Source organism: Janthinobacterium sp. GW823-FHT03B06 (assembly GCF_058796955.1).
Map to the genome: position 1 here is coordinate 214599 of NZ_JBXAJE010000005.1, position 22356 is coordinate 236954.

The following is a 22356-nucleotide window of genomic DNA, read 5'->3' on the forward strand; positions in this document are numbered from 1 at the left end:
ATAGCGTGCCTTGGAGCAATGTGGCGCAGCGCTGACCCTATTTCGCAGGGGCGATGGGGATGCTGGGCACAGCGGGTGTGGACGCTGGCGGCGCTGGCGGCGCTGGCGGCGCCGTCGGCTTGCCGCGCCGCGTGCGCTTGTCGGTGCGCGTTTTGGCAGGCTTGCCGTCGTGGATCAGCTTGCCTTTGTTGTCGAGCTTGTCGGATTGGTCCGATTGCTGGCCCGGATCGTTGGCATTGTTGGTGTGGTTGCCCGTCTGGTTGACGTTCGTCGTCGACTGGGCTTGTACCCAGGCGCCGCCGACGGTCATCAGGGTGGCGGCCAGCAAGAGAGCGGCGGTTTTCATGGCAGTGTCCTGTGCAGAAATGAATAAGAGCTTGCATTCTCACACAGGAGACCGCCCGCACGGGTAGGACGCCGCCGCATGGCTGTGTCGGCCATTTGCTTCAGATTAACGGAACTGCTCCGTCGAGATATCAAAGCGCTTGAGCTTGTCGTACAGGGTTTTCTTCGGGATATTCAGGCTGGCGGCCGCATCGATGACGTTGCCATTGTGGCGGCGCAAGGCTTCCTCGATGATGGAAATCTCGAAGGTGTCGACCTGTTCCGCCAACGACGCCTCGCGGCAGCCGGCGGGACTCAGGGTGTCGTCGAGCAGGCCCAGCACGAAGCGGTCGGCCACGTTGTGCAGTTCGCGCACATTGCCGGCCCAGCGCTGCGCCATCAGCGAGGCGATCAGTTCGCTGCTGACGAGCGCGGCCGGCTGGCCATAGCGCAGGGCCGCCTGCAGCACGAAAAACTCGAACAGCAGCGGGATATCCTCGCGCCGGTTGCGCAGCGCGGGCAGCGTGAGGCTGGCCACGTTCAGCCGGTAATACAGGTCGGGCCGGAATTTTCCCTGCTCGGCCAGCACATTCAAGTCTTCCTTGGCGGCGGCGATGACGCGGAAATTGACGGATATCAATTTGTTGGAACCGAGACGCTCGACTTGCCGCTCCTGCAGCACGCGCAGCAGTTTCACTTGCAGGGCCAGCGGCATGCTTTCGATTTCGTCGAGGAACAGGGTGCCGCCGTTCGCGTACTCGATCTTGCCGATGCGCTGGCGCTGCGCGCCCGTGAACGCGCCTTCCTCGTGGCCGAACAGTTCCGATTCGAAGATCGATTCGGGCAGGGCGCCGCAGTTGATCGCCACGAAGGGGTGGTCGCGCCGCTCGCTGAAGTCGTGCAGGCAGCGCGCGACGAGTTCCTTGCCGGTGCCCGTTTCGCCGAGGATGATGATGTCGGCCGATTTCGGCGCCAGGTTCAGCACCAGCTGGCGCACCTTGGCCATGGCTGCGCTGCGGCCCACGATGCGCGCCTCGATGCCGACGCGCTGCTCGAGCTGGCGGCGCAAGTTCATGTTTTCCAGCACCAGGTGGCGTTTATCCAGGGCGCGGCGGCACACTTCCACCAGCAGGTCGGCGGAAAACGGTTTTTCGATGAAATCGTAGGCGCCACGGCGCATGGCGCCCACGGCCATCGACACGTCGCCGTGGCCCGTGACGAGGATGACGGGCAGGCTGGCATCCTGCGCCACGGCGATATCGAGCAGTTTCAAGCCATCCATGCCGGGCAGTTTGATGTCGCTCAATAAAATGCCCGCGAATTCGGGCACCAGGTAAGGCAGCGCTTCCTCGGCCGTGGCGACGGCCGTCACTTGCAGGCCCGCCAGTTCCAGCGATTGCCGGGCGCCCTTGCGCACGACGGCATCGTCTTCCACCAGCAGCACTTGCATGCCTTCAAAATTATTCTCGTGCATTCCCTATTCCTTCGTCTCTATCTTATTCTCCCCCGGGGCGCAGCTCAGGGTGATGGTAAATTGTGCGCCGCCCCCTTCCTGCGCGCTGCGGTTGCGCACGGCCAGGGCGCTGCCGGCCGCGCGCAGTATGCCAGCGCTGATCGACAATCCCAAGCCCAGCCCGTGTTCCTTGGTGGTATAGAAGGGGTCGAAGATCTTGTCGAGCGAAGCCAGCGGGATACCGGGGCCATTATCGGTGATATGCAGCACGGCGAGGCTACCTTCGCGGCGTACCTGGAACCAGATCTGCACGGGCTCGCTTTCCGGCATGGCATCCATGGCATTCGTGATCAGGTTGGTAAATACCTGTTCCAGGCCGATGGCGTTGCACAGCACGATAATGTCGTCCTCAAGCCAGCTTTCATGCAGGGTCAGCCGTTGCGAGCCTTTGCGCGTGCGGATTTGCAGCATGGTTTGCGCAAACGCCTGGCGCACGCTGACGGGCTTGCGGGCGTCGTCGCTGCGCCGCGCAAAGCCTTTCAATTGCGAGGTCACGTAGCCGAGGCGCTTGACGAGGTCGGAAATGGTCGACAGGTTGTCGAGCGCGTCGTCGATCTGGCCGCGTGCCAAAAAGACCTTGGCATTGTCGGAAAACGTCTGCAGGGCGGCCAGCGGCTGGTTCAGCTCGTGCGTGACGCCGGCCGCCATCTGGCCGATGGCCGCCAGCTTGCCGCTTTGTACCAGTTCTGCCTGCGCGTAGCGCAGGGTTTGCTCGGCCCGCTCGCGCTCGGCCACTTCCGCCTGCAGGCGGCCGTTCGCGTGGACGAGGTCGGCCGTGCGCTGTTCGACCTTGATTTCCAGCTGTTCATAGGCACGGGCCAGCGTTTGTTGTGCATTGAGCTTGTCGGCGATGCGGCGCCGGCGCTGGCGCGCATACATCAGGGCCAGCAGCAGCAAGGCCCAGCCCAGCGCGGCGGCGATGGCCGCGTTGCGCGCCGCCTCATTCACCTGGTCGAGCTCGGCCAGCACGGTGATTTGCCATTGCAGCGGGCCCAGCACGCGGTTCACGGCCAGATAGTCCGCCTTGTCGGCATTGCCGGACAGGGCGGGGGAGTCATTCGTCTGCGGGCGTTCCAGGGTCATTACGCTGGCGCCATCGGCGAACTGGCGCTGCACCTTGTGCGGCAGGATGGGCAGATTTTCTTGCAGGAACTGGCGCTGTTCGCTGATGTCGCTCTTGGCGTCCGCCGACAGCGGGGCCAGGGTCTTGAACTTGAAGGCGGGGGTGGTGGCCAGGATGATCACGCCATTCGCATCCTTGACCCAGATCTGCTCGCCCGCGCCCGGCGTGCGCCACGATTGCTCGATCCAGTCCAGGTTGACCTTGGCGGCGACGATGCCGAGGATGCGCCCGTCGCGCAGCACGGGCTGCGAAATGAAGTAGCCGGCCTCGAAGGTGGAGGCGCCGATGCCGTAGAAGCGGCCGATGCCGCCCGCAATCGCGTTCTTGAAATATGGACGGAAGCCGTAGTTGACGCCCACGTAGGAGCTGCGGTCTTGCCAGTTGCTCGATGCCAGGGTCGTGCCCTTGTCGTCGAGCACGTAGACGGCAAAGGCACCGGCGCGGCGGTTCATGTCGACCAGGTAGGCATTGATCTGCGTCACTTTGTCGGCGCTGGGCTGCTCCAGCAATTGCGCCACGGCATCGCTCTGGGCCACGGCCAGGGGCAGGAATTCGTATTTGTTGAGGGCGCCGCCGATGGACGCCGCATACAGTTCCGCGCGCGAATCTAGCGTGCGGTGCAATTCATCGAGCTGGCGCTGCTTGACCCAGGCATACGACACCCACGTCAGCACGACCAGCGAGCCCACGGCCAGCAGGGGGGCAAGCAGCTGTCTCAGGGGCCATTTGCCGAATGCCATGGTGCTCCGTGTGTATGTTTATGCCCGTGCGTGGGCAATCTGGGGTCAGACCCGCCGGGTCTGACCCCATTACTTAGTCTGCCGTACTTGCCATCGTCTCCGCATTATGATGCCTTTGTTGCTCTTCCATCACCATCTCGCCCAGCATGCGTTTCAAGCGGTTGAACTCGGGGTCGCTCGGGTCGCGCGGGCGGGGCAGGTCGATGGCCACGTCGCGCTTGATGGTGCCGGGACGGTAGGTCATGACGATGGTGCGGTCGGCCAGGTAGATCGATTCCTCGATCGAGTGCGTGACAAACACGATGGTGGTGCCGAAGACTTTCCAGATTTTCAGCAATTCATCTTGCAGGTTGCGCCGCGTCAAGGCATCGAGCGCGCCGAACGGTTCATCCATCAGCATGATCGGCGAATCGAGGGCCAGCACGCGGGCAATCGCCACGCGCTGGCGCATGCCGCCGGACAAGTCTTTCGGGTAGCGGGCGCGGAATTCCGTCAAGCCCAGCATACTCAGCAGCATGTCGACCCGTTCCTTGATCTCGGCCGGCGTCTTGCCGGCGATTTCCAGGCCGAAAGCGATATTGCTTTCAATCGTCATCCATGGGAACAGCGCGTATTCCTGGAACACCATGCCGCGGTCGGGGCCGGGCTCGCTGATCAGCTTGCCGCCGGCCAGGATCTGGCCCGACGTCGGCTGCGAAAAACCGGCGATGGCGTTGAGCAAGGTCGACTTGCCGCAGCCGGACGGCCCCAGCAGGCAGATGAACTCGCCGCTGGCGATTTCCAGGTTGATGTCCTTCAGGGCGATGACGTCCGCGCCGCCCGTGGTGAAGATTTTATTGACTGCATTGATATTGATCGTGGTCATGGCCGTTCCTCTCAGTGTTCCAGGCCGCGGTGCCACTGCAGCAAATGATTATTCAGGGCATTCATGGCCATGTCGATGGCCAGGCCGAACAGGCCGATGGTAAACATGCCGGCGATAATCTTGTCAGACCAGAAATACTCGCGCGCTTCCAGGATGCGGAAACCGAGGCCGCTATTGACGGCGATCATTTCGGCCACGATCACGACGATGAAGGCCGTGCCCATGCCGATGCGCGCGCCGGCCAGGATATACGGCGTGGCGGCCGGCAAGATGACGCGGCGGAACATGGTCATCTGGCTGGCGCCCAGGTTGCGCGCGGCGCGGATATAAATGCCGTCGACCTGGCGCACGCCGGCGATGGTATTCATCAGCACGGGGAAGAAGGAACCGATGCTGATCAGGAAGAAGGCGGGCGGGTTGCCCAGGCCGAACCACAAAATGGCCAACGGAATGTAGGCGATGGGCGGAATCGGGCGCAGCACCTGTACCAGCGGGTCGAACAGTTTATAGATGGTCTTGTTGGTGCCCATCAGCAATCCCAGCGGCAAGGCCAGGCCGGCGCCGATGGCGAAGCCGCCCAGCACGCGCGACAGGCTGGCCCAGGCGTCGTGCGGCAATTCGCCGGAGAACATCCACACCAGGTAGTTGCCCGCTTCGGGCGTGTACGCTTGCATCGGCATCAGGTATTCATACCACTTCACCAGCACGGCCACGGGCGAGGGCAGGATTTGCGGGTTGATCCAGCCGAAGGTCGACATGGCTTGCCAAAGAAGCAATGCAGCAGCGGGCACGGCGGCGCCGTGCGCGAAGCGTTTCATCATTTGCATATTCATTGTGATACTTTCAGATTAGCGTGGCCGTGGTTAGCGTGGGACATAGGACTTCTTGGCTTTTTCCAGCAGGTCCAGCTTGACCCAATCCTTGGCGGCAGGCGCCTTGGCCATGCGGCCCACGCCGAATTTCACCATGTAGTCGGTGGTCAGCTGCACGTGGCTTTGCGTGATGTCTTCCGTGAAGATGGCGTTGTCGATGGCATCGCGGTAATCCTCGGTCGTGATCTGATTCTTGAACATCGATTCGCGCACGTATTTTTCCGCCAGTTTCGGGTCGGCCAAAAACGCCCGCGTGGCGGCGACGAAGCAATCCATGAAGCGCTGGGCCACGGCCGGCTTTTCCTTGTACATCTTTTCCGTCATCACGAGGGCGCGCACGGGCTCGCCCAGCGGCGTGTCATACGGTTTGATGATGGCCGCGCCGTATTTCTTGTGGATCGCCTGCGTCGAGTACGGTTCGGACTGGCTCATGACGTCGATATCCTTGGTCAGCAGCGCCTGGTTCAGGTCAGGGTAGCCCATGTACAGGATCTGCACGTCCTTGCCCGGCTTGTCGGACCAGGTCAGCTTGGCCTTGGTCAATTCGGCAAACAGCAGGATTTCCTGCGGGCCGCCGCGCGTGACGCCGACTTTCTTGCCTTTCAGGCCAGCAATATCCTTGATGTTCAGTTCGGGACGCCCGACGATCTGCACGCCGCCTTTGGCGAAGCCGCCCACCAGGTACACGGGCAAGCCCGTGGCGCGGCCCGTGATGGCCGCTTCCAGCGCGCTGGCGGACACGTCGATTTCGCCGGCGATCATGGCCGGCACGATGTCGAGGCCCTTGGCGAAGATGCGTTCTTCAATTTTCAGGTCGTACTTCGGCGCGATTTCCTTCATGTAGGCGACGGCGCCGTAATGGGCGAATTTCAGGTTGCCCAGACGGACCAGGTCGGCCGCATGGACGGCCAGCGGGAATTGCGCGGCCAGTGCGACGGCCACGGCCAGTGCCTTGGTGTTCAGGAAGGACGAGATGCGGAAGGTGCGTGCCATGCTGTTGTCTCCAAAAAAAGGTAGATGGTTTTTATATTGGGTGAGGCTGCCGCTCTGGTGGCGGTTATGAAAATATAAAAGCATCTTCCGTGCCAGTGGAGCGCATTTTGGCGTTTATTGCAAGTGATTGTTTATAAAGGTTTAATTTGAATCTATTGAAAATGGGAAATGACGAGATTCCGTCTTTCCGCACGGCGAAGGGAAAGACTGTGCGGATTGCCGCATTTTGATTGGCTGATCCGGTGCCGGCTTGCGGTGCCGCATGCCGGTGAACCTTCAGGGCGCGGCCGACTCCAATCGTAAAAAAACGCGTTGCAAACAGGCTGGCAACGCGTAACTCCCCCGTGGAGTAGGGGCGGCGCCGCAGGGGCGCCTGATCGGTCGCCTTTGGCGGGCCTTATTTCGGCGCCGTGGCGGGCGGCAGGGCCGGCGCGGTGGCCGGATCGGTCAGCGGGGCAGGCGGCGTCGTGCTGCCCGGGCCCGTTTCCGGCGCGGCTGGCGTGACGGGAGGGGGCATCACTTGTGGGGCGGAAGCAGGGTTGGGCGCCGTTTCAGGCAGCGGTGCTTCGGCCGGTTTTTTGCAGGCGGACAAGGTGATCAGGGCGGCGGCGGCCAGCAGAGTAGGCATGTTCATGATGGTTCCTTTGCAAAGTATCAAGATTGGCGCGATGCGGACGGCGGGTGCCGCGCGCGAAGCTTGAATTTATTGCAAGAATGCCGACGCTTCTGTTCGCTATTTCACTTTGTGCGCGCATCGAGGCACAGCGGTTTAAATGTCTTTTATAGATGCATCAAGAGAAATAATTCAACAAGGCAATATTTTTCACTTTCTTGCTTCTAATGTTCGTTAACGCACAGACCAGTGCGGAGCAGGATGGCATTCTGTGCCCAGACGCTCAGGATTCGTGGTGTTCTGGTATAAAAATTGCCAAGAACTTAACAATCCGGGCTACCGGCAATCGTTTAAAAGGAGTATTCAAATGCATGCAATGACTCAGTCTCACGTGAAGAGCGAATTAAAGGCAGCGCACCAGGAACTTCGTAGCCCCGAAAAAGGCTCGCAAATGGTCGAACGCGCAGCACCTATCCCCCCGGAACGCATGAATCCTATTTCCATGGCACCGATCGAGCGCGTGCGCTCGACGTCGGCCACCCTGCGCCGCATCGAAAACATGCAAAAACTGATCGGCGAATTGTCGCTGCACGAGATGCTGGCTGACGAAATCGCCTGGTTCCTCAAGTTTTCGCCATCGGGCGCCCGCAAATACATCCGCGACCTGCGCGAAGCGGGCGTGATCGAACTGGCCCGCTACATCGAAGGCACCGCCACCTACCTGGGCAAGGCAGTGTACCAGCTGACGCCGGATCCCGAGCGCGTGCGCGCCTTCCTGGCCGCCATCGTCCAGCCGAAACGCGAAGGCGCGCCACCGCGCAAGGACCGTCCCGGCTTGCGCGAGCAAAGCATGGCAGGCAGCGGCCGCCACTTCCACATCCTGGCCGATGACACGCATTACGCCATCCGCGTCAACCGCGGTCCCGTGACGCGCGATCCGCTGGTGGCCGCCCTGTTTGGCGCGCCACAGCAAAAGTCGGCCGAGTAACACCTGACCAAACCTCGCGCGGCGTGCGGCCTGCGATGCTCACCGTACTAAAGTACGGTTGCGCTTCTTAGCGACAAATCATCGCCGCTCGCTACGGTTTTGTCAGGCGTTGGGACGTAATAGAAGCCGGGTTACAACCCGGCTTTTGGCGTTGGGGCAAGCCCTTTGAGCTGGGCGGATTGAAAAGATATTAATCAACCCCATGTGGGCTGGACTGCTGCCCGCAACGCGCGGGTTCACTTGAAGGAGCTTGTCCTTGTCTGCCTACGCCGCCCTGTTATCGTTCCCGCCATTGCGCTGCCTGAAACGGGCCGCCGCATGAACCCGTTGCTGTGGATCGCCCTCGTCACGGCCGCCATCGTCTTTTCATTATGGTTCCCCCGCTGGCGCTTGAAGCGTGCCCTGTCCAGGCCCTTGCCGCCGGAAGGCCTGGCCGTGTTGGAAAAGAATATCCCCGTCTATTCGCGCATGCCGGCCCCGCTGCAGCAGCAGTTGCGCCGTCTGGTCGTGCAATTCCTGTACCAGAAGAAATTCGTCGGTTGCGGCGGCCTGGAGATCACGGACGAGATGCGCTACACGATTGCCGGCCAGGCGTGTTTGCTGCTGCTCAATCGCCAGACCCAGGTGTATCCGGAACTCGACACCATCCTCGTGTATCCCACGGAATTCATCGTTACGCGCGATGAAGTGGGGCCGGGCGGCGTCGTCACGCCATCGGCCAATGGTTTATTGGGCGAATCCTGGGGCGATGGCCGCGTGGTGCTGGCCTGGGACCACGTGCAGCGCGGTGCGGCCGACTGGACCGATGGCCACAACGTCGTGCTGCATGAATTCGCCCACCAGCTCGACAGCGAATCGGGCGCCGCGAATGGCGCGCCCTACCTGCCCAGCGTGTCGAGCTACCGCAGCTGGGCCACCGTGTTGTCGCGCGACTTCGACAACCTGCGCCACGATGCCATCTATCAGCAGCACAGCGTGATGGACCACTACGGCGCCACGAATCCCGCCGAATTCTTTGCCGTGGCGACGGAAACCTTCTTTGAAAAGCCGTACCAGATGGCCGAGCACCACGAAGAGCTGTATGCGCAATTCTTGCAGTACTACAAGGTCGATCCGCGCGACTGGATGGCGCCGCCCGTCGAGCCCGAACACATGGCCTCGCCGTTTCCCAATTACGCGCCCCACTGGTAGGCGGCAGCGCCTTACATGATTTACTCATAAGCAAGGCTGAAAAGATTCCTTTTTGGAAATAATAACGTTGCGGTCTAATGGCGGCATTCGTTATCCACCAGAGGAATCCCATGCAGACCCGCCTTCATTTCGTCGCCCTGTTATTCACCAGCATCGCCTTCACGCAGGTGGCGCAAGCGGACCAGCTGGCCGCCATCAAGGCGAAGGGCGAGCTGGTCTGCGGTACCCTGGGCACGGACGAGCCGAACAGTTTCATCGACGCCAAGTCGCGCCAGCTGGTCGGCTATGAAGTGGACCTGTGCCGCGCCATCGCCCAGGGCTTGGGCGTCAAGCCCGTAATCAAGCAGCTGGCCGTGGCCGCCCGCATTCCCGAACTGCAGCAGGGCCGCATCGATATCCTGACGGCGTCCTTGACGCACAACAAGGAACGCGAAGCGCTCGTCGATTTTTCGCTGTCCACGTTTTACACGGGCCAGCGCGTGCTGGTCAAAAAAAGCAGCAATATCACGACGGTCGCGGGACTGGCCGGCAAGAAAGTGCTGACCGTCAAGGGCGGCACGCAGGAACCGAATATCCGCAAAGCCGTGCCCGGCGTGGACGTGGTGACGTTCGAGACGGCGGGCCAGGCTTTTCTGGGCTTGCAGCAAGGCAAAGGCGTTGGCTATGTCGACGATGAAGTCTCCTTGCTGAACAATTACGCCAAGCTGGGCGCCGCGCAAAAAGACTATATTGTGCTGCCGCAAAACATCAGCCAGGAAGTGTTTGCCTTCGGCATCCGCAAGGGCGAGACGGGCGTGAAAACGGCCGTCGACCAGGTGCTGCGCGGACTGGAAAAATCGGGCGAGGCGGAAAAACTGTTCTTCAAATGGTATGGCCCGACGAGCAATGTGAAATTTCAGAAGCGCAATTTCAAGATTGAGTCAGACAAGATCGACGCCTGAACCTTGCCTGACGCTTCCGCATGTTTGATCTGACATTTTTGCTGTCCGGCGACTACCGCGACTGGCTCGTTTCCGGCTTGCTGCTGTCCCTGCAACTGATGGGCATTACCTTGCTCTTGTCTTTGCCGCTGGCCTGCGGCGTGGCCATGCTGCGGCTGGCCCCGTCGCGCCTGCTCAATGGCCTGGGCGCCGCGTATGTCGAGCTGATCCGCAACGTGCCCTTGCTGGCCCACTTCCTGTTCTGGTATTTCGGCGCGCCCGAATTGTTGCCCGATGCCTGGAAGGAGCGTTTGTATGCCGGCAATATCGAAGCCGTCAGCGCCGTCACGGCCCTGACTTTATATACGGCCGCCTACATGGCGGAAGACATCCGCAGCGGCATCCGCGCCATACCCGCCCAGCAATTCGAGGCGGGCCGGGCGCTGGGCTTCAGTTTTCTTGCCACCATGCGCCTGTGCATCGTGCCGCAGGCGCTGCGGCTGGCCGCGCCGCCGCTGCTGTCGCAAACCCTGACCCTGTGGCAAAACACCAGCATCGCCACCGTCATCGGCGTGGCCGAGCTGATGTACCAGACGCAGCGCGTGGAAGCGGCCTCGTTCCGCAGCGTCGATGCCTTCGTCTTCGCCAGCGCGGCCTACCTGGCCGTCTCGCTGCTGATCGCCGGCCTGGCGGCCTTGCTGCAAAAGAAGGTGTCCTGATGCTGGAACTCCTCCATGATTACTGGCTGTATTTCCTCGTGGGACGCTATCCCGAGGGGCCGCTGGGCGGGCTGTCGCTGACGGTCGTGCTGGCCAGCCTGGCGCTGTTGCTGAGCCTGCCGTTCGGCCTGCTGCTGGGCCTGGCGCGCCTGAGTCCCTGGCGCCTGCTGCGCTGGCCCGTCGCCTTACTGATCCACGTGGTGCGGGGCATCCCCTTGCTGTTGGTCATCTTCTGGGCGTATTTCTTCCTGCCCAGTATCACGGGACATGAAGCGGGCAATTCGGCACCATGCTGGCCGCCCTCGTCATCTTCGACGGCATTTATCTGGCGGAAATTGTGCGCGCCGGCGTGCAAGCCGTGCCGCGCGGGCAGGTGGAGGCGGCCCGCTCGCTGGGCTTGAACTATCTGGACAGCATGCGCTCGGTGGTGCTGCCGCAGGCGCTGCGCCACATGCTGCCCTCGCTGGTCAACCAGTTCGTCTCGACCATCAAGGAAACCTCGCTTGGCTACATCATCGGCCTGGCCGAGGTGTCGTTCATCGCGTCGCAAGTGAACGGCCTCGTGCTGACCAAGCCCGTGCAAGGGTATTTCCTGCTGGGCATGACGTATTTTGTCTTGTGTTTCAGCCTGTCGCGCGCCGCCTTCTGGCTCGAGCGGCGCCAGGCGCGTCTCCTGAAAGCGGCAGCATGATTACCTTTGACAACGTCAACAAATACTATGGCGACTATCACGCCTTGCGCGAGATCAATGAACACGTGGCCAAGGGCGAGGTGCTGGTCGTGTGCGGGCCGTCCGGCTCCGGCAAGTCGACCCTGATCCGCACCATCAACCGCCTGGAAGCGATCGCCTCGGGCCGCATCACGGTGGCGGGCCAGGATATCCACGCGCCGGGGCTGGACGTGAATGCCTTCCGCTCGCATATCGGTTTTGTGTTCCAGCAATTCAACCTGTTTCCCCATTTGTCCGTGCTGGACAATTGCGCGCTGGCGCCGCAGCGCCTGCGCGGCCTCACCCGGCGCGAAGCCGAGGAGCGGGCGCTGGCCCTGCTGGAGCGCGTGGGCCTGGCGCACAAGGCGCGCGCCATGCCGGCGGCCTTGTCGGGCGGGCAGCAGCAGCGGGTGGCGATTGCCCGCGCGCTGGCCATGCAGCCGCCGCTGATGCTGTTCGACGAGCCGACCAGCGCGCTGGACCCGGAAATGGTGGGCGAGGTGCTGCACGTGATGCGCGACCTGGCGCACGGCGGCATGACGATGGTGTGCGTGACGCACGAGATGGGTTTCGCGCGCGAAGTGGCGGACCGCGTCTGGTTCATGGACCACGGGCAAGTGCTGGAACGGGCCACGCCCGACGATTTCTTTGCGCGGCCGCAACATGTGCGCGCACAGCAATTCCTGTCCGATATCCGCAGCCCATATGGGGCACCGGCCTGAGGATTTCTGGGCTGTGTGCGCAAGCGAACGGTATCTTGGCGTTGTCGGGCGCACGCTATCGGAGTGGCGCACGGGGCGCCCGCAGCCGACCAGGAGGGCCGTATCATGTCACGCATCATCGCAGGTCATTTTCAGTTGCAGGAGCAGATAGACGCCGCGCGCGCCGCCCTGAACCAGGCGGGTTTTCCTGACAGCCGCATCAGCGCCTTCTTTGTCAACCAGCCGGGCCAGCATGATTTGCATGCGCTTGGCGGCGACCGCGACGTCTCGCCGGGCGCCAAGGAGACGCCGGAAGGCGTGGTCGAGGGCGTGGCCGTCGGTGCCGCCGTCGGTGCCGGCATCGGCGCGGCCACCACCCTGGCGACGGGGCCGCTGGGGCCGGTGGTTGGCGCGCTGGTGGGCGCCCATGTGGGCTCACTCTACAGTTTCAACAAGATGAAGGAGGCGGGCGAGCCCGAGAAACATGGCGAAAACCACCGCCAGCCGCGCCATCCGGGCATGCTGATCGCCGTGGCGCTGGGCGGCCTCGAAGAGCGCGAACGGGCGCTCGAGACACTGCACCGGCTGGGCGCCGAGCATATCGAGGAAGCGGAAGGCACGATCGCCAATGGCGACTGGCATGACTTCGATCCGCTCAGCATTCCCGTGCTGGTGGCGTGAATCAACGCCTCTGTGGTGCCATATGCATAAATTCCGCGCTGCACGAAATTTAGGTATGATCCTTGTTAGTATGAGTAATTATTGGTAAACAATGCCGACAGGGATAGTTTCCGCGCGCCCGAAGTGACACTGGACCAAGGTGACTGCCCGTAGTACTTGCCTCGCATGCTAACGAGTATGGATAGGAGGGCGCGTCATGACACAGGCATGGTTCATTCTGACACGGGCCGATGGGCGCGACATCTGCGCGCCCTCACCGGCACAGCTGGCCGATGCGCTGGCCGAGGTGTACCGCGGCGGCGCCGTCACGCCGGACGGCAGCCCGGCCGCCGTCTTGTTGCGCTTTGGCTACGACGATGGCTTGATGTATCAGGTCGAAGTCGCTAGCGGAGGCGAAGTCACTTTCGAGGAATGGTCGGACCGCGATTGCGAAATTGCCCTGGCCAGTCCGCGCCACATGTCGGCCCTGCCGCAGGACGACGCGCTGCAGCTGTGGCAGTGGCTGGCGCAGCGCCAGGTGGCAAAGATCCGCAGCCAGCCCTGGCAGGGCGGCTAGCCCGACCGTTTTAGCATAGGCCTAGTGCGCCATCAGCACGGGGATCGTCATGCTCTGCAGAATCGTGCGCGTGACGCCGCCGAGGATGGTTTCGCGCAGGCGCGAATGGCCATACGCTCCCATCACCAGCAAGTCGACCGACAGGTCGGCGGCCTGCGACAGCAGCGCCTCGCCGATATCGCCGCGCCGCACGCCACCCCCATCGAGCAAATGCAGCCGCGCTTCCACGCCGTGGCGCGCCAGGTAGTGCACCAGTTCCGCGCCCGGCTGTTCGCCGTGCTCGGCCGCATGCACCTGGGCGTCGAAGATGGCCACGTGGACTTGCCCGGCGCGCTGCAGCAGGGGCAGCGCGGCGGTCACGGCGCGGCTTGCTTCCTTGCTGGCGTTCCAGGAAATGAGCACATTGCGCGCCGCTGCCGGCGGCGCCAGCAGGGGCAGCGGCGGCGCATACGGCACGATCAGCACGGGCCGGCCCGAATGCAGCAGCACATAGGCGGGAAAGTCGCGCATCACGGACGGCGATTTATCCTTGGCATTGTATTGGCTGATGACGACCAGGTCCGCATAGCGGGCAAGCAGGCTGATGCCGCCCGCCGCCTCGTCGTCGAGCACGCGCTGTTCGAACGAGGCGACGCCTGCCGCGCGCACCTGTTGCTCGAAACCGTCGAGGGCGCGCGTGGCGCGGTCGCGCAGGAAATTCAGATGCAAGCTCAGGTTCGGGTCCGCATCGAGGTCGGGCTGGTGCTGGTACAGCAGGCGCGACACGCCCGTCAGCGCCACGCCCGTCAGGTGGCCGCCGCACGCCTGGGCGATGCTGGCCGCCGCTTCGATGCGGGCGGCGCGCCCGGCGCTGTCGTCGATGTGGAGCAATACGGTCTTGTACGTCATGGCCTGTCCTCTCGCTGTGCAGTAGCGGCCATTCTGGCACAGTCCGGGGCGCCGGCCGCGCACGACTGCACCAGGCTGGGCACTTGATCTGGCGCAAGGCTGGCAATAAAAACTGCTCCTACACTTGATGCCACGCAGAACAACCATAACAAGCGGGGAGAGACAGTCATGAAGGAACAAAAGGTAGCGCTGGTCACGGGCGGCATGGGCGGTCTGGGCACGGCCTTGTGCCGGCGCCTGCATGCGGCGGGCTTTGCCGTCGTGGCGGCGCATACGCCGGGCAACACGCGGGTGGAAAGCTGGCTCGACGAGCAGCAGGCGCAGCAGTATTATTTTCACCCGCTGGCCCTTGACGTGACGGACTTTGCTGCCTGCAGCGAAGCCGTCGGCAAGGTGCTGGCGCAGTTCGGCCGCATCGATGTGCTGGTCAATAACGCCGGCATCACGCGCGACCAGAGCATGCGCAAGATGGAGTTGCCGCACTGGTCCGAGGTGATGCGGACCAATCTCGACAGCCTGTTCAACATGAGCAAGCAGGTGCTGGAACCCATGCTGGAAAAGAAATGGGGACGCATCATCAATATCTCGTCCGTCAATGGCCAGAAGGGCGCGTTTGGCCAGTGCAACTACGCGGCCGCCAAGGCCGGTGTGCATGGCTTCAGCAAGGCGCTGGCGCTGGAAGTGGCGCGCCACGGCATCACCGTTAACACGGTGTCGCCCGGCTACCTGCGCACGCAGATGGTGACGGCCGTGCCGGCCGATATCCTGGAAACGAAGATCCTGCCGCAAATCCCCCTGGGCCGCCTGGGCGAGCCGGACGAGGTGGCGGCCCTGGTCGCTTACCTGGCGTCCGACGAGGCGGCATTCGTCACGGGCGCCAACATCGCCATCAATGGCGGACAGCACATGAGTTAAGCAAGCGTACAGCTTGCATAGAGGCAATGGCAGTAGAGGAGACCCATCCACCCAGCCGGCGCATAGACGCTGGCGGAGGACGGCAGGCAGCATGGTAATTACGCTGGAAAACAGGGGGCAGGGCAGCGATGCCTTGCCCTTTGTTGTCGTGCCGCCGTTAAGCTAGGGTCATGGTATGGAGCGCCGTGCCTTTTCCAGCCGGGTCTGGCAATCGATGCACAGGCGCGCTTCGGGGCGGGCGTTCAGGCGCGACAGGCCGATGGCTTCGCCGCAGTTGTCGCACAGGCCGTAGCTGCCGTCGGCGAACTTGGCCAGCGCATGCTTGATGATGGCCAGTTGCGCCTGATTGTGCTCGGCCGCTTCGCTGACGAGGGCGTTCAAGGTGCGCACGCTGGCGTTGTCGGCCGGCGAGGCTTCGATTTCATTGAGCAGCGAGGCGCGCGCGTCCGCTTCGGCCGCTTCGTTCTCTATCTGTTCCAGCAACGCCAGCTTGCGTTGCTCCAGCACGCCTTGCAGGCGCTGTAGCTGGTCTTGCGGCAATCCATTCATGGCTGTCCCCGATAGGAGTCTCTCCTCTATGGTAGTCCAGGATGGGCGCTTCTGCTTGCGCTACTACCCGCGCCGCGTTTGACGCGGCGCAGGCAGGCGCGGGCCGTTCTATGCTGGCTCTTTCAGGCAGTTGACCATCCAGGCCACGCCGAACTGGTCTTTCAGCATGCCGAAGCGTTTGGCCCAAAACGTTTCTTCCATGGGCATCTGGATGGCGCCGTCACGCGCCAGCGCGGCGAAGGCCCGTTCCGCCTCCTCCGGCGTGTCGACGGTCAGGCAGATCGAGCTGCCGCTCATGCCCTTGGCACCCTCGTCGCAGCCGCCGTCCGAGCCCATCAGCATGGTGGGACCCAGCTGCACGGAGCCGTGCATGATCTTGTCATACCAGTCTTCCTTGACTTGCTCCTGCATCGGCGTGCCGCGATACGGCATCAGGCACAGGTCCGTGCCATGCAGGTGCTGCCGGTAGTATTCCAGCGCTTGCGCGCAGTTTCCATTGAATTGCAAATACGGTTCGATACGCATGTTGGTCTCCTCTGGCAATCGCCCCGCAGGCACGATTGCCAGGCGGGGACGTCCCAGTATAGGCGCTCGCCGGCCGATTTCAATCAGTCCGGCGCCATCTCTTGCAGCCGCTCACGCACCTTGCCCAGCGTGCTGAGGATGCGCTCGGGATTGCCGGCCAGGACGGCACTGCCCAGATGTAACAAACTCGTCGACAGGCTGATCCAGTGCCGCACATCGTCGTTGCGGGCGATGCGCAGGCGCACCGTGTCGAGCAGGCCGCTGAGCTGGCGCTGCGCCGTTTCCAGGCCCATTACCGTATGGCCGGCAGCATCGGCATACAGCTGGTTGGCTTGTTGGCGCAAGGCTACTTCCAGGGCGAAGACGGCTTGTGCCTGGCTGTGGCTGATGCCGTTTTCTCCCTGGCTGGCGCGCTTGCGGATGGCGCGCATGACGGCGCCGTGCAGGGTGACAGCCGCCTGCGACAGGCTGTCGGCCAGTTGCTCGACGCGCATGGCGCTGCTGAGAGCCGCTTCGCGGCGTTCGCTGCCGCTGCTCCTGCCTACCGATCCGTCCATCTTGCCTCCGTGGTGATGAGGGCGGCGGCCAGCTGTGCGTGGTCGCGCGCCAGTGCCGCCAGTTGCCGGCGCGCCAGCGTGTGGCGCAAGCCAAGCAGCCGGTATTCTTCGGTTTTACTTTGCTGCATGGTTTTCGCCAGCACGGCCAGCAGGCGCTGCTGCGGCGTGTCGGCAAACGCGATTTCCACGTCGAGCAGGCCGAGCACCATGTCGCGCTCGTTGTCGCCGCTTTTGTCGTACAGCGCCAGCAAGCTGTCGAGCGCGGCCAGCAGGGCTTGCAGCGGCGCGTCGCCGTCGTGCAGCACTTGCGCCAGGTGCGCCTGCTGGCTGGCCGCGCCGCCCAGGCGCGACAGTTGCTGCAGCAACAGGGTGTAGGCGCTGACATGGCGGTCGTCGATGCCGCTGCCGGGCCAGGCGCGGATGGCGGCGCCGGCGCCGGCCAGTTCCGGCTGCACGTCGTACGCATCGGCATTCGCCAGCCGGCCCAGCGCCTGCAGATACAGGCGCACGGCTTGCGCCAGGCGCGCGACGTCCGCTTGCGCGGCGCGGCGCTGCGCATCGAGCAGGCGCTCGCGCGCGTCTTCGGCGGGCGACAGATAGGGGCGGGCGCGCTGGTAGCTGTCCACGTGGCGCTGCGACAGTTCGCCGAAGGCCGTCAAGGCATCGGTGCCGGCGGCCAGGGCGCGCACTTGCGCCAGGTCGGTGCGCGCACTGGCGCAGCCGCACAGCACGACGGCCAGGAAGAGGCTCAGGTACAGGTTATGGCAAAGGGCGCGGCGATGGCGGGCGGGCAGGGCGGACACGTCACCTCTCGACAGGAAATACTGTATGGAAAGGTATTGTCGTGCCGGCCTGCGTTGCCCGCCTTGTGCGGGCGCAAGCGCGCTGCGATCAGGCGCCTGTTGTGCCCGTGGTGGTGGTCAATTGTTCGCGCCAGCCCAGTCCGGCCACGGTGTCGCTGGCGGGACGGTATTCGCAGCCGACCCAGCCCACGTAGCCGACCTGGTCGAGCAGCTTGAACAGGTGGCGGTAATTGATCTCGCCCGTACCCGGTTCGTGGCGGCCCGGCGTGTCGGCGATCTGGATGTGGCGGATCAGGGGCAGCAGGGCGCGGATAGTGTTGCTCAGCTCGCCCTCCATGCGCTGCATGTGATAAATGTCGTACTGCAGGAAGATATTGCTGCGCTGGCAGTCGGCGATGACGTCGGCCGCCTGCTGACTATGGTTCAGAAAGTAACCGGGCATGTCAAATCGGTTGATCGGCTCGATCAGCACGTTGATGCCGTGCGGACGGCAGGCGTCGGCCGCAAATTGCAGGTTGCCGATCAGGCTTTGCCGCGCACGCTCCAGGCTCATGCCGGGCGGCACGATGCCGGACATGCAGTGCAGCTGCTTCGCCCCCAGCGCCAGCGCATAGTCGAGCGCCAGCTGCACATTCGTGCGGAATTCCTCGCCCCGGCGCGGGTCGCAGGCGATGCCCCGTTCGCCGTGCTCCCAGTCGCCGGGCGGAAAGTTGAAGACGGCCAGCTGCAGATGGTGGCGTTCCAGCCGCATGGCGATCTGCCGCGCCTCGACGGCATAGGGAAACAGAAACTCGACGGCATCGAAGCCCGCTTCCCTGGCGGCGGCAAAGCGGTCGAGGAAAGGCAGTTCGGTAAACATCATGCTGAGGTTGGCAGCGAAGTTCGGCATGGCGGCACGCAGGTGAGGAAGATGGATACTATCCTAGCCCAAATTGCCAATCAGTGGCGTGCATGAAAAAACCGTTCCAGAAGCGAGTCCTGGAACGGTTTTTGTCGTCTTTTTAACAAAGACAAACGCCGCCTGAAAGCGTAGCGAGCGGGAGTGATATTGCGTCGAGTAGCGCAGCCGTACTGGAGTACGGCGAGCAACGCAAACGCAATAGCGCCCCGCGCAGTAGCTTTCAGGCCGCGTTTTAGCGGCCGCGGCCGCCGGAGCGGTGGGAGGCCGCCGAACGCGGCGCATTGCCCGAACGGTTGCCGCCGCCACCGCCGCCCGATGGGCCGGCGCTGCGTGGCTTGGCGCCGCTGCCGCCCGTTTTCACGCGCACCACGGCGCCGGCTGGCGCGCGGCTGTTGTTGCGGTGGCCGCCGGTGCCGCTGCGCAATTGCACAGGCTGGGCGCGGGCGTTCAGGTCCGGCTCGAAGCCCGGGATGACTTCGCGCGGCAGGGTTTGCTTGATCAGCTTTTCGATGTCTTTCAACATTTCGTGCTCGTCCACGCAGACCAGCGACACGGCTTCGCCCTTGGCGCCGGCACGGCCCGTGCGGCCGATACGGTGCACATAGTCTTCCGGAATGTTCGGCAAGTCGTAGTTGACGACGTGCGGCAACTGGTCGATATCGATACCGCGCGCGGCGATGTCGGTGGCGACCAGCACTTGCAGGGTGCCATCTTTAAATTCCGACAGGGCGCGCGTGCGCGCCGACTGGCTCTTGTTGCCGTGGATGGCCAGGGCGCCGATGCCGTCCGCGCCCAGCTGCTCGACCAGTTTATTCGCGCCATGCTTGGTGCGCGTAAAGACCAGCACTTGCGTCCAGTTGTTCGACTTGATCAGGTAGGACAGCATCGGGTGCTTCTTGTCGCGGTCGACGGGATGGATCTTTTGCTTGATCACTTCCACGGTCGAATTGCGGCGCGCCACTTCGATCATGGCCGGCTTGTTCAGCAAGCCGTCGGCCAGGGCCTTGATCTCTTCCGAGAACGTGGCCGAGAACAGCAGGTTCTGGCGTTTCGGCGGCAGCACGGCCAGCACTTTCTTGATGTCGCGGATGAAGCCCATGTCGAGCATGCGGTCGGCTTCGTCCAGGATCAGGATTTCCACTTTCGACAGGTCGACGGTGCCCTGACCCATGTGGTCGAGCAAACGGCCAGGCGTGGCGACGAGAATGTCGACGCCATGCTTGAGCTGCTTGATTTGCGGGTTGATGCCGACGCCGCCGAAGATCACGGTGGAGTTCAGCTTGGTGTACTTGCTGTAGGCGCGCACGCTTTCCTCGACCTGCGCGGCGAGTTCGCGCGTCGGTGCCAGGATCAGGGCGCGGATCGGACGCGTCGAGGTGTTGCTGGTGATGGCAGCGCCATTCGTGTCGGTCGACAGGCGGTGCAGCACGGGCAGGGTAAAGCCGGCCGTCTTGCCGGTACCGGTTTGTGCACCGGCCAGCAAGTCGCCGCCAGCGAGCACGGCGGGAATCGCCTGCGACTGGATCGGGGTCGGCACGGTGTAGCCGTGTTCGGTAACGGCACGTACGATAGCGTCGGACAATCCGAGGGAGGAAAAGGACATGGTAACTTTATTGTGAGATCGGCCTGTCGCCATCGTGGGGCGCCAGTCGCAGGCAATCAGATTAGGGGTCGAAAGACAGCGGCAAGGGGACTGGTCATATGTGCCGCACACGCGAAGTATAACAGCATGGCAAAAAACCGCCGAGTTTGTTTAAAGTATGCAATGCCACAGGTAAAAGAAATACATGGCCACGGTGCGCCTTTGCATGCCGTTTTTCATTATTATTGCCTGTAGCACTCCATCTGCGGGACTCGCCGTGGCGCCGGGGTGTTCACTCCCGGAGGACTATCATGCGTATTGCCGATCTTCGCATCGCCACCCGCCTGTACGGCGGTTTTGCCACCATCGTCCTGTTGCTGGCCGCCCTGGTCACCGTCGCCACATTGAACGTCTCGCGGCTGGCCGACGCCAATGCCATCAATACCCACACTTACCAGGTACTCGCTGAAAACAGCGCGATCCTGGAAAGCCTGATCAATATGGAAACGGGGCAGCGCGGCTATGTGATCACGGGCGCGGAGGCCTCGCTGGAACCGTACAAGGCGGGGCAGGCCGCGTTCGGCGCGCATCTGGACAAGGCGCGCGCCCTGACCAGCGACAATCCTGCCCAGCAGGAGCGCCTGGCGAAGCTCGATGCCGCCAAGCAAGCCTGGCTGGCCGGCGCGCTCGAACCCGTGATCGCCATGCGGCGCGCCGTGGCGCAGGGCACGGCGGCCATCGAGCCCGTGCTGGCGCTGGAAAAGGAGGGCCGGGGCAAGCAGGGCATGGATGCCATGCGCGCATTGCTGGGCGAGATCGGCCAGGCGGAAACGGTGCTGCTGGCGCAACGCTCGGAAGCGGCGGCGGCCTTGCAGGCGCGCACGCACTGGACCTTGCTGGGCGGCGGCGCGGCGGCGCTGATCCTGGCCGCCCTGATCGCCTGGTGGCTGGCGCGCAACATCAGCGGGCCGCTGCGTTCAGCCATCGACGTGGCCAGGCAGGTGGCGCAGGGCGACCTGACGGTACAGGTGGAAGTGCGCTCGAAGGACGAGACGGGCGAGCTGATGCAGGCATTGAAAGACATGACGGCCAGCCTGCTGCGCATCGTCACCGAGGTGCGCGGCGGCACGCAGGCCATCGCCACGGCCTCGCGCCAGATCGCTTCGGGCAACCTCGACCTGTCCGCGCGCACGGAACAGCAGGCCAGTTCGCTGGAAGAGACCGCGTCCTCGATGGAAGAACTGACCAGCACGGTACAGCAGAACGCGCAGAATGCCCATGAAGCCAACGGTCTGGCCGCGTCGGCTTCCACCGTGGCGGGCAAGGGCGGCAGCGTGGTAGCGCAGGTGGTCGATACCATGGGTTCGATCAACGACTCGTCGCGCAAGATCGTCGACATCATCGCCGTGATCGACGGCATCGCCTTCCAGACGAATATCCTGGCCCTGAACGCGGCCGTCGAGGCGGCCCGGGCGGGCGAGCAGGGGCGCGGTTTTGCCGTCGTCGCTACGGAAGTGCGCAACCTGGCCCAAAGATCAGCCGGCGCAGCGAAGGAAATCAAGGCCCTGATCAACGACTCGGTGGCGCAGGTGGAGAGCGGCGCGCGCCTGGTCGACGAGGCGGGCCACACCATGCACGAGATCGTCGACAGCGTGCACAAGGTCAGCAGCATCGTCGGGCATATCTCGTCTGCCAGCGATGAGCAGCGGGCCGGTATCGAGCAAGTCAACCAGGCGATCAGCGAAATGGACCATGTGACCCAGCAAAACGCTTCATTGGTGGAAGAGGCCGCCGCGGCTGCGGAAGCCATGCAGGAGCAGGCGGCGCGGCTGGCCGATGCGGTGAGCGTGTTCAGGACGGCGCAGGTGGACGCCATCGCGGCGCCGGCACCCCGGCCCGCCGTGCGCCGTCCCGTGCCGCCCAAGGCGGCGCGCGCGCCTGCCCGCCTGAGCGTCAAGCCCGCAGCGCCCCATGCGCCGCAAGTTCCAGCCGGCAAACAGCGTCCGGGGGACGATGAGTGGGACGAGTTTTAGCACAGGCGCCCAGTGCATGCGACAGTTGTCGCAAATACCGCTTGCATGCGTGTGACTGTTGTCGCATAATTGTGTCAACAGTCACTCAAAGGATG

Annotated in this window: 23 protein-coding genes and 1 pseudogene; 10 read left to right on the top strand and 14 right to left on the bottom strand. The window is 63.4% G+C overall.

The window, feature by feature from the left end; all coding sequences use genetic code 11:
• Positions 1-37: 37 nt before the first annotated feature.
• The 7 genes from AC1RBA_RS18370 to AC1RBA_RS18400 all read right to left on the bottom strand — a co-directional run bounded on the left by AC1RBA_RS18370 (position 38) and on the right by AC1RBA_RS18400 (position 7064).
• On the bottom strand, positions 38-346 hold the full coding sequence (locus AC1RBA_RS18370; protein WP_492419492.1) for a hypothetical protein: 309 nt from the start codon (positions 344-346) through the stop codon (positions 38-40).
• 105 nt (positions 347-451) lie between these two features.
• Positions 452-1798, bottom strand: coding sequence for a sigma-54-dependent transcriptional regulator (locus AC1RBA_RS18375; RefSeq protein WP_492419494.1), 1347 nt, complete (start codon positions 1796-1798; stop codon positions 452-454).
• Positions 1799-1801: 3 nt separating this feature from the next.
• On the bottom strand, positions 1802-3700 hold the full coding sequence (locus AC1RBA_RS18380) for a sensor histidine kinase (protein ID WP_492419496.1): 1899 nt from the start codon (positions 3698-3700) through the stop codon (positions 1802-1804).
• 73 nt (positions 3701-3773) lie between these two features.
• Positions 3774-4565: an ABC transporter ATP-binding protein gene (locus tag AC1RBA_RS18385; RefSeq protein ID WP_121668915.1), complete on the bottom strand. Its 792-nt coding sequence runs from the start codon at positions 4563-4565 to the stop codon at positions 3774-3776.
• 11 nt (positions 4566-4576) lie between these two features.
• Positions 4577-5398: an ABC transporter permease gene (locus AC1RBA_RS18390; protein ID WP_070224934.1), complete on the bottom strand. Its 822-nt coding sequence runs from the start codon at positions 5396-5398 to the stop codon at positions 4577-4579.
• Between the two features lie 30 nt (positions 5399-5428).
• Positions 5429-6430 carry an ABC transporter substrate-binding protein gene (locus tag AC1RBA_RS18395; protein WP_492419499.1) on the bottom strand — a complete coding sequence of 334 codons (1002 nt, stop codon included), beginning with the start codon at positions 6428-6430 and terminating at the stop codon, positions 5429-5431.
• Between the two features lie 397 nt (positions 6431-6827).
• Entirely contained in the window at positions 6828-7064 is a 237-nt protein-coding gene (locus tag AC1RBA_RS18400; protein WP_070224936.1) for a hypothetical protein, read from the bottom strand.
• A gap of 466 nt (positions 7065-7530) precedes the next feature.
• On the opposite strand from AC1RBA_RS18400, the gene AC1RBA_RS18405 reads away from it, so the two are divergent.
• From AC1RBA_RS18405 to AC1RBA_RS18440, 8 genes and pseudogenes are all read left to right on the top strand, one after another.
• Positions 7531-8031, top strand: coding sequence for a winged helix-turn-helix domain-containing protein (locus AC1RBA_RS18405; RefSeq protein ID WP_223278908.1), 501 nt, complete (start codon positions 7531-7533; stop codon positions 8029-8031).
• A gap of 318 nt (positions 8032-8349) precedes the next feature.
• A complete protein-coding gene (locus tag AC1RBA_RS18410; protein ID WP_492419501.1) occupies positions 8350-9222 on the top strand; it encodes a M90 family metallopeptidase in 873 nt (290 codons plus the stop codon).
• A gap of 110 nt (positions 9223-9332) precedes the next feature.
• On the top strand, positions 9333-10163 hold the full coding sequence (locus AC1RBA_RS18415) for a transporter substrate-binding domain-containing protein (RefSeq protein ID WP_492419503.1): 831 nt from the start codon (positions 9333-9335) through the stop codon (positions 10161-10163).
• Between the two features lie 20 nt (positions 10164-10183).
• Positions 10184-10861, top strand: a complete 678-nt coding sequence (locus AC1RBA_RS18420) for an amino acid ABC transporter permease (protein ID WP_492404393.1) — start codon at positions 10184-10186, stop codon at positions 10859-10861.
• Positions 10861-11552: pseudogene (locus AC1RBA_RS18425) on the top strand (amino acid ABC transporter permease). The gene AC1RBA_RS18420 and the pseudogene AC1RBA_RS18425 overlap by 1 nt, the downstream one beginning before the upstream one ends.
• Positions 11549-12292, top strand: coding sequence for an amino acid ABC transporter ATP-binding protein (locus AC1RBA_RS18430; RefSeq protein ID WP_492419505.1), 744 nt, complete (start codon positions 11549-11551; stop codon positions 12290-12292). The pseudogene AC1RBA_RS18425 and the gene AC1RBA_RS18430 overlap by 4 nt, the downstream one beginning before the upstream one ends.
• Positions 12293-12397: 105 nt before the next feature.
• On the top strand, positions 12398-12952 hold the full coding sequence (locus tag AC1RBA_RS18435; protein WP_070224942.1) for a glycine zipper domain-containing protein: 555 nt from the start codon (positions 12398-12400) through the stop codon (positions 12950-12952).
• Between the two features lie 196 nt (positions 12953-13148).
• Complete coding sequence (locus AC1RBA_RS18440; protein ID WP_070224943.1) at positions 13149-13508, top strand: hypothetical protein; 360 nt, start codon at positions 13149-13151, stop codon at positions 13506-13508.
• Between the two features lie 21 nt (positions 13509-13529).
• Here the strand turns inward: AC1RBA_RS18440 and AC1RBA_RS18445 are convergent, their stop codons facing one another.
• Entirely contained in the window at positions 13530-14396 is an 867-nt protein-coding gene (locus tag AC1RBA_RS18445; protein ID WP_070291328.1) for a universal stress protein, read from the bottom strand.
• A gap of 168 nt (positions 14397-14564) precedes the next feature.
• Here AC1RBA_RS18445 and phbB point away from each other — a divergent pair, with 168 nt between their 5' ends.
• Positions 14565-15311, top strand: coding sequence for an acetoacetyl-CoA reductase (gene phbB, locus AC1RBA_RS18450; RefSeq protein ID WP_070224945.1), 747 nt, complete (start codon positions 14565-14567; stop codon positions 15309-15311).
• A gap of 168 nt (positions 15312-15479) precedes the next feature.
• On the opposite strand, the gene AC1RBA_RS18455 is transcribed toward phbB, so the two are convergent.
• The 6 genes from AC1RBA_RS18455 to AC1RBA_RS18480 all read right to left on the bottom strand — a co-directional run bounded on the left by AC1RBA_RS18455 (position 15480) and on the right by AC1RBA_RS18480 (position 20249).
• Complete coding sequence (locus tag AC1RBA_RS18455; RefSeq protein ID WP_436542114.1) at positions 15480-15860, bottom strand: TraR/DksA family transcriptional regulator; 381 nt, start codon at positions 15858-15860, stop codon at positions 15480-15482.
• A 108-nt stretch (positions 15861-15968) separates the two neighbouring features.
• Positions 15969-16385 carry a VOC family protein gene (locus AC1RBA_RS18460; RefSeq protein WP_070224947.1) on the bottom strand — a complete coding sequence of 139 codons (417 nt, stop codon included), beginning with the start codon at positions 16383-16385 and terminating at the stop codon, positions 15969-15971.
• Between the two features lie 83 nt (positions 16386-16468).
• Positions 16469-16942 carry a hypothetical protein gene (locus AC1RBA_RS18465; protein WP_083287293.1) on the bottom strand — a complete coding sequence of 158 codons (474 nt, stop codon included), beginning with the start codon at positions 16940-16942 and terminating at the stop codon, positions 16469-16471.
• Complete coding sequence (locus AC1RBA_RS18470) at positions 16927-17745, bottom strand: hypothetical protein (protein WP_492419507.1); 819 nt, start codon at positions 17743-17745, stop codon at positions 16927-16929. Before AC1RBA_RS18470 ends, AC1RBA_RS18465 begins: the two co-directional genes overlap by 16 nt.
• Positions 17746-17833: 88 nt before the next feature.
• Positions 17834-18634 (bottom strand): 2-oxo-tetronate isomerase, encoded by an 801-nt coding sequence (gene otnI, locus AC1RBA_RS18475; protein WP_121668923.1) that lies wholly within the window; start codon positions 18632-18634, stop codon positions 17834-17836.
• Between the two features lie 244 nt (positions 18635-18878).
• On the bottom strand, positions 18879-20249 hold the full coding sequence (locus AC1RBA_RS18480) for a DEAD/DEAH box helicase (RefSeq protein ID WP_070291324.1): 1371 nt from the start codon (positions 20247-20249) through the stop codon (positions 18879-18881).
• 290 nt (positions 20250-20539) lie between these two features.
• Here AC1RBA_RS18480 and AC1RBA_RS18485 point away from each other — a divergent pair, with 290 nt between their 5' ends.
• The gene (locus tag AC1RBA_RS18485; RefSeq protein ID WP_492419508.1) at positions 20540-22261 is read left to right on the top strand and encodes a methyl-accepting chemotaxis protein; all 1722 of its coding nucleotides are present in this window, start codon (positions 20540-20542) and stop codon (positions 22259-22261) included.
• The last annotated feature ends 95 nt before the right edge of the window (positions 22262-22356 follow it).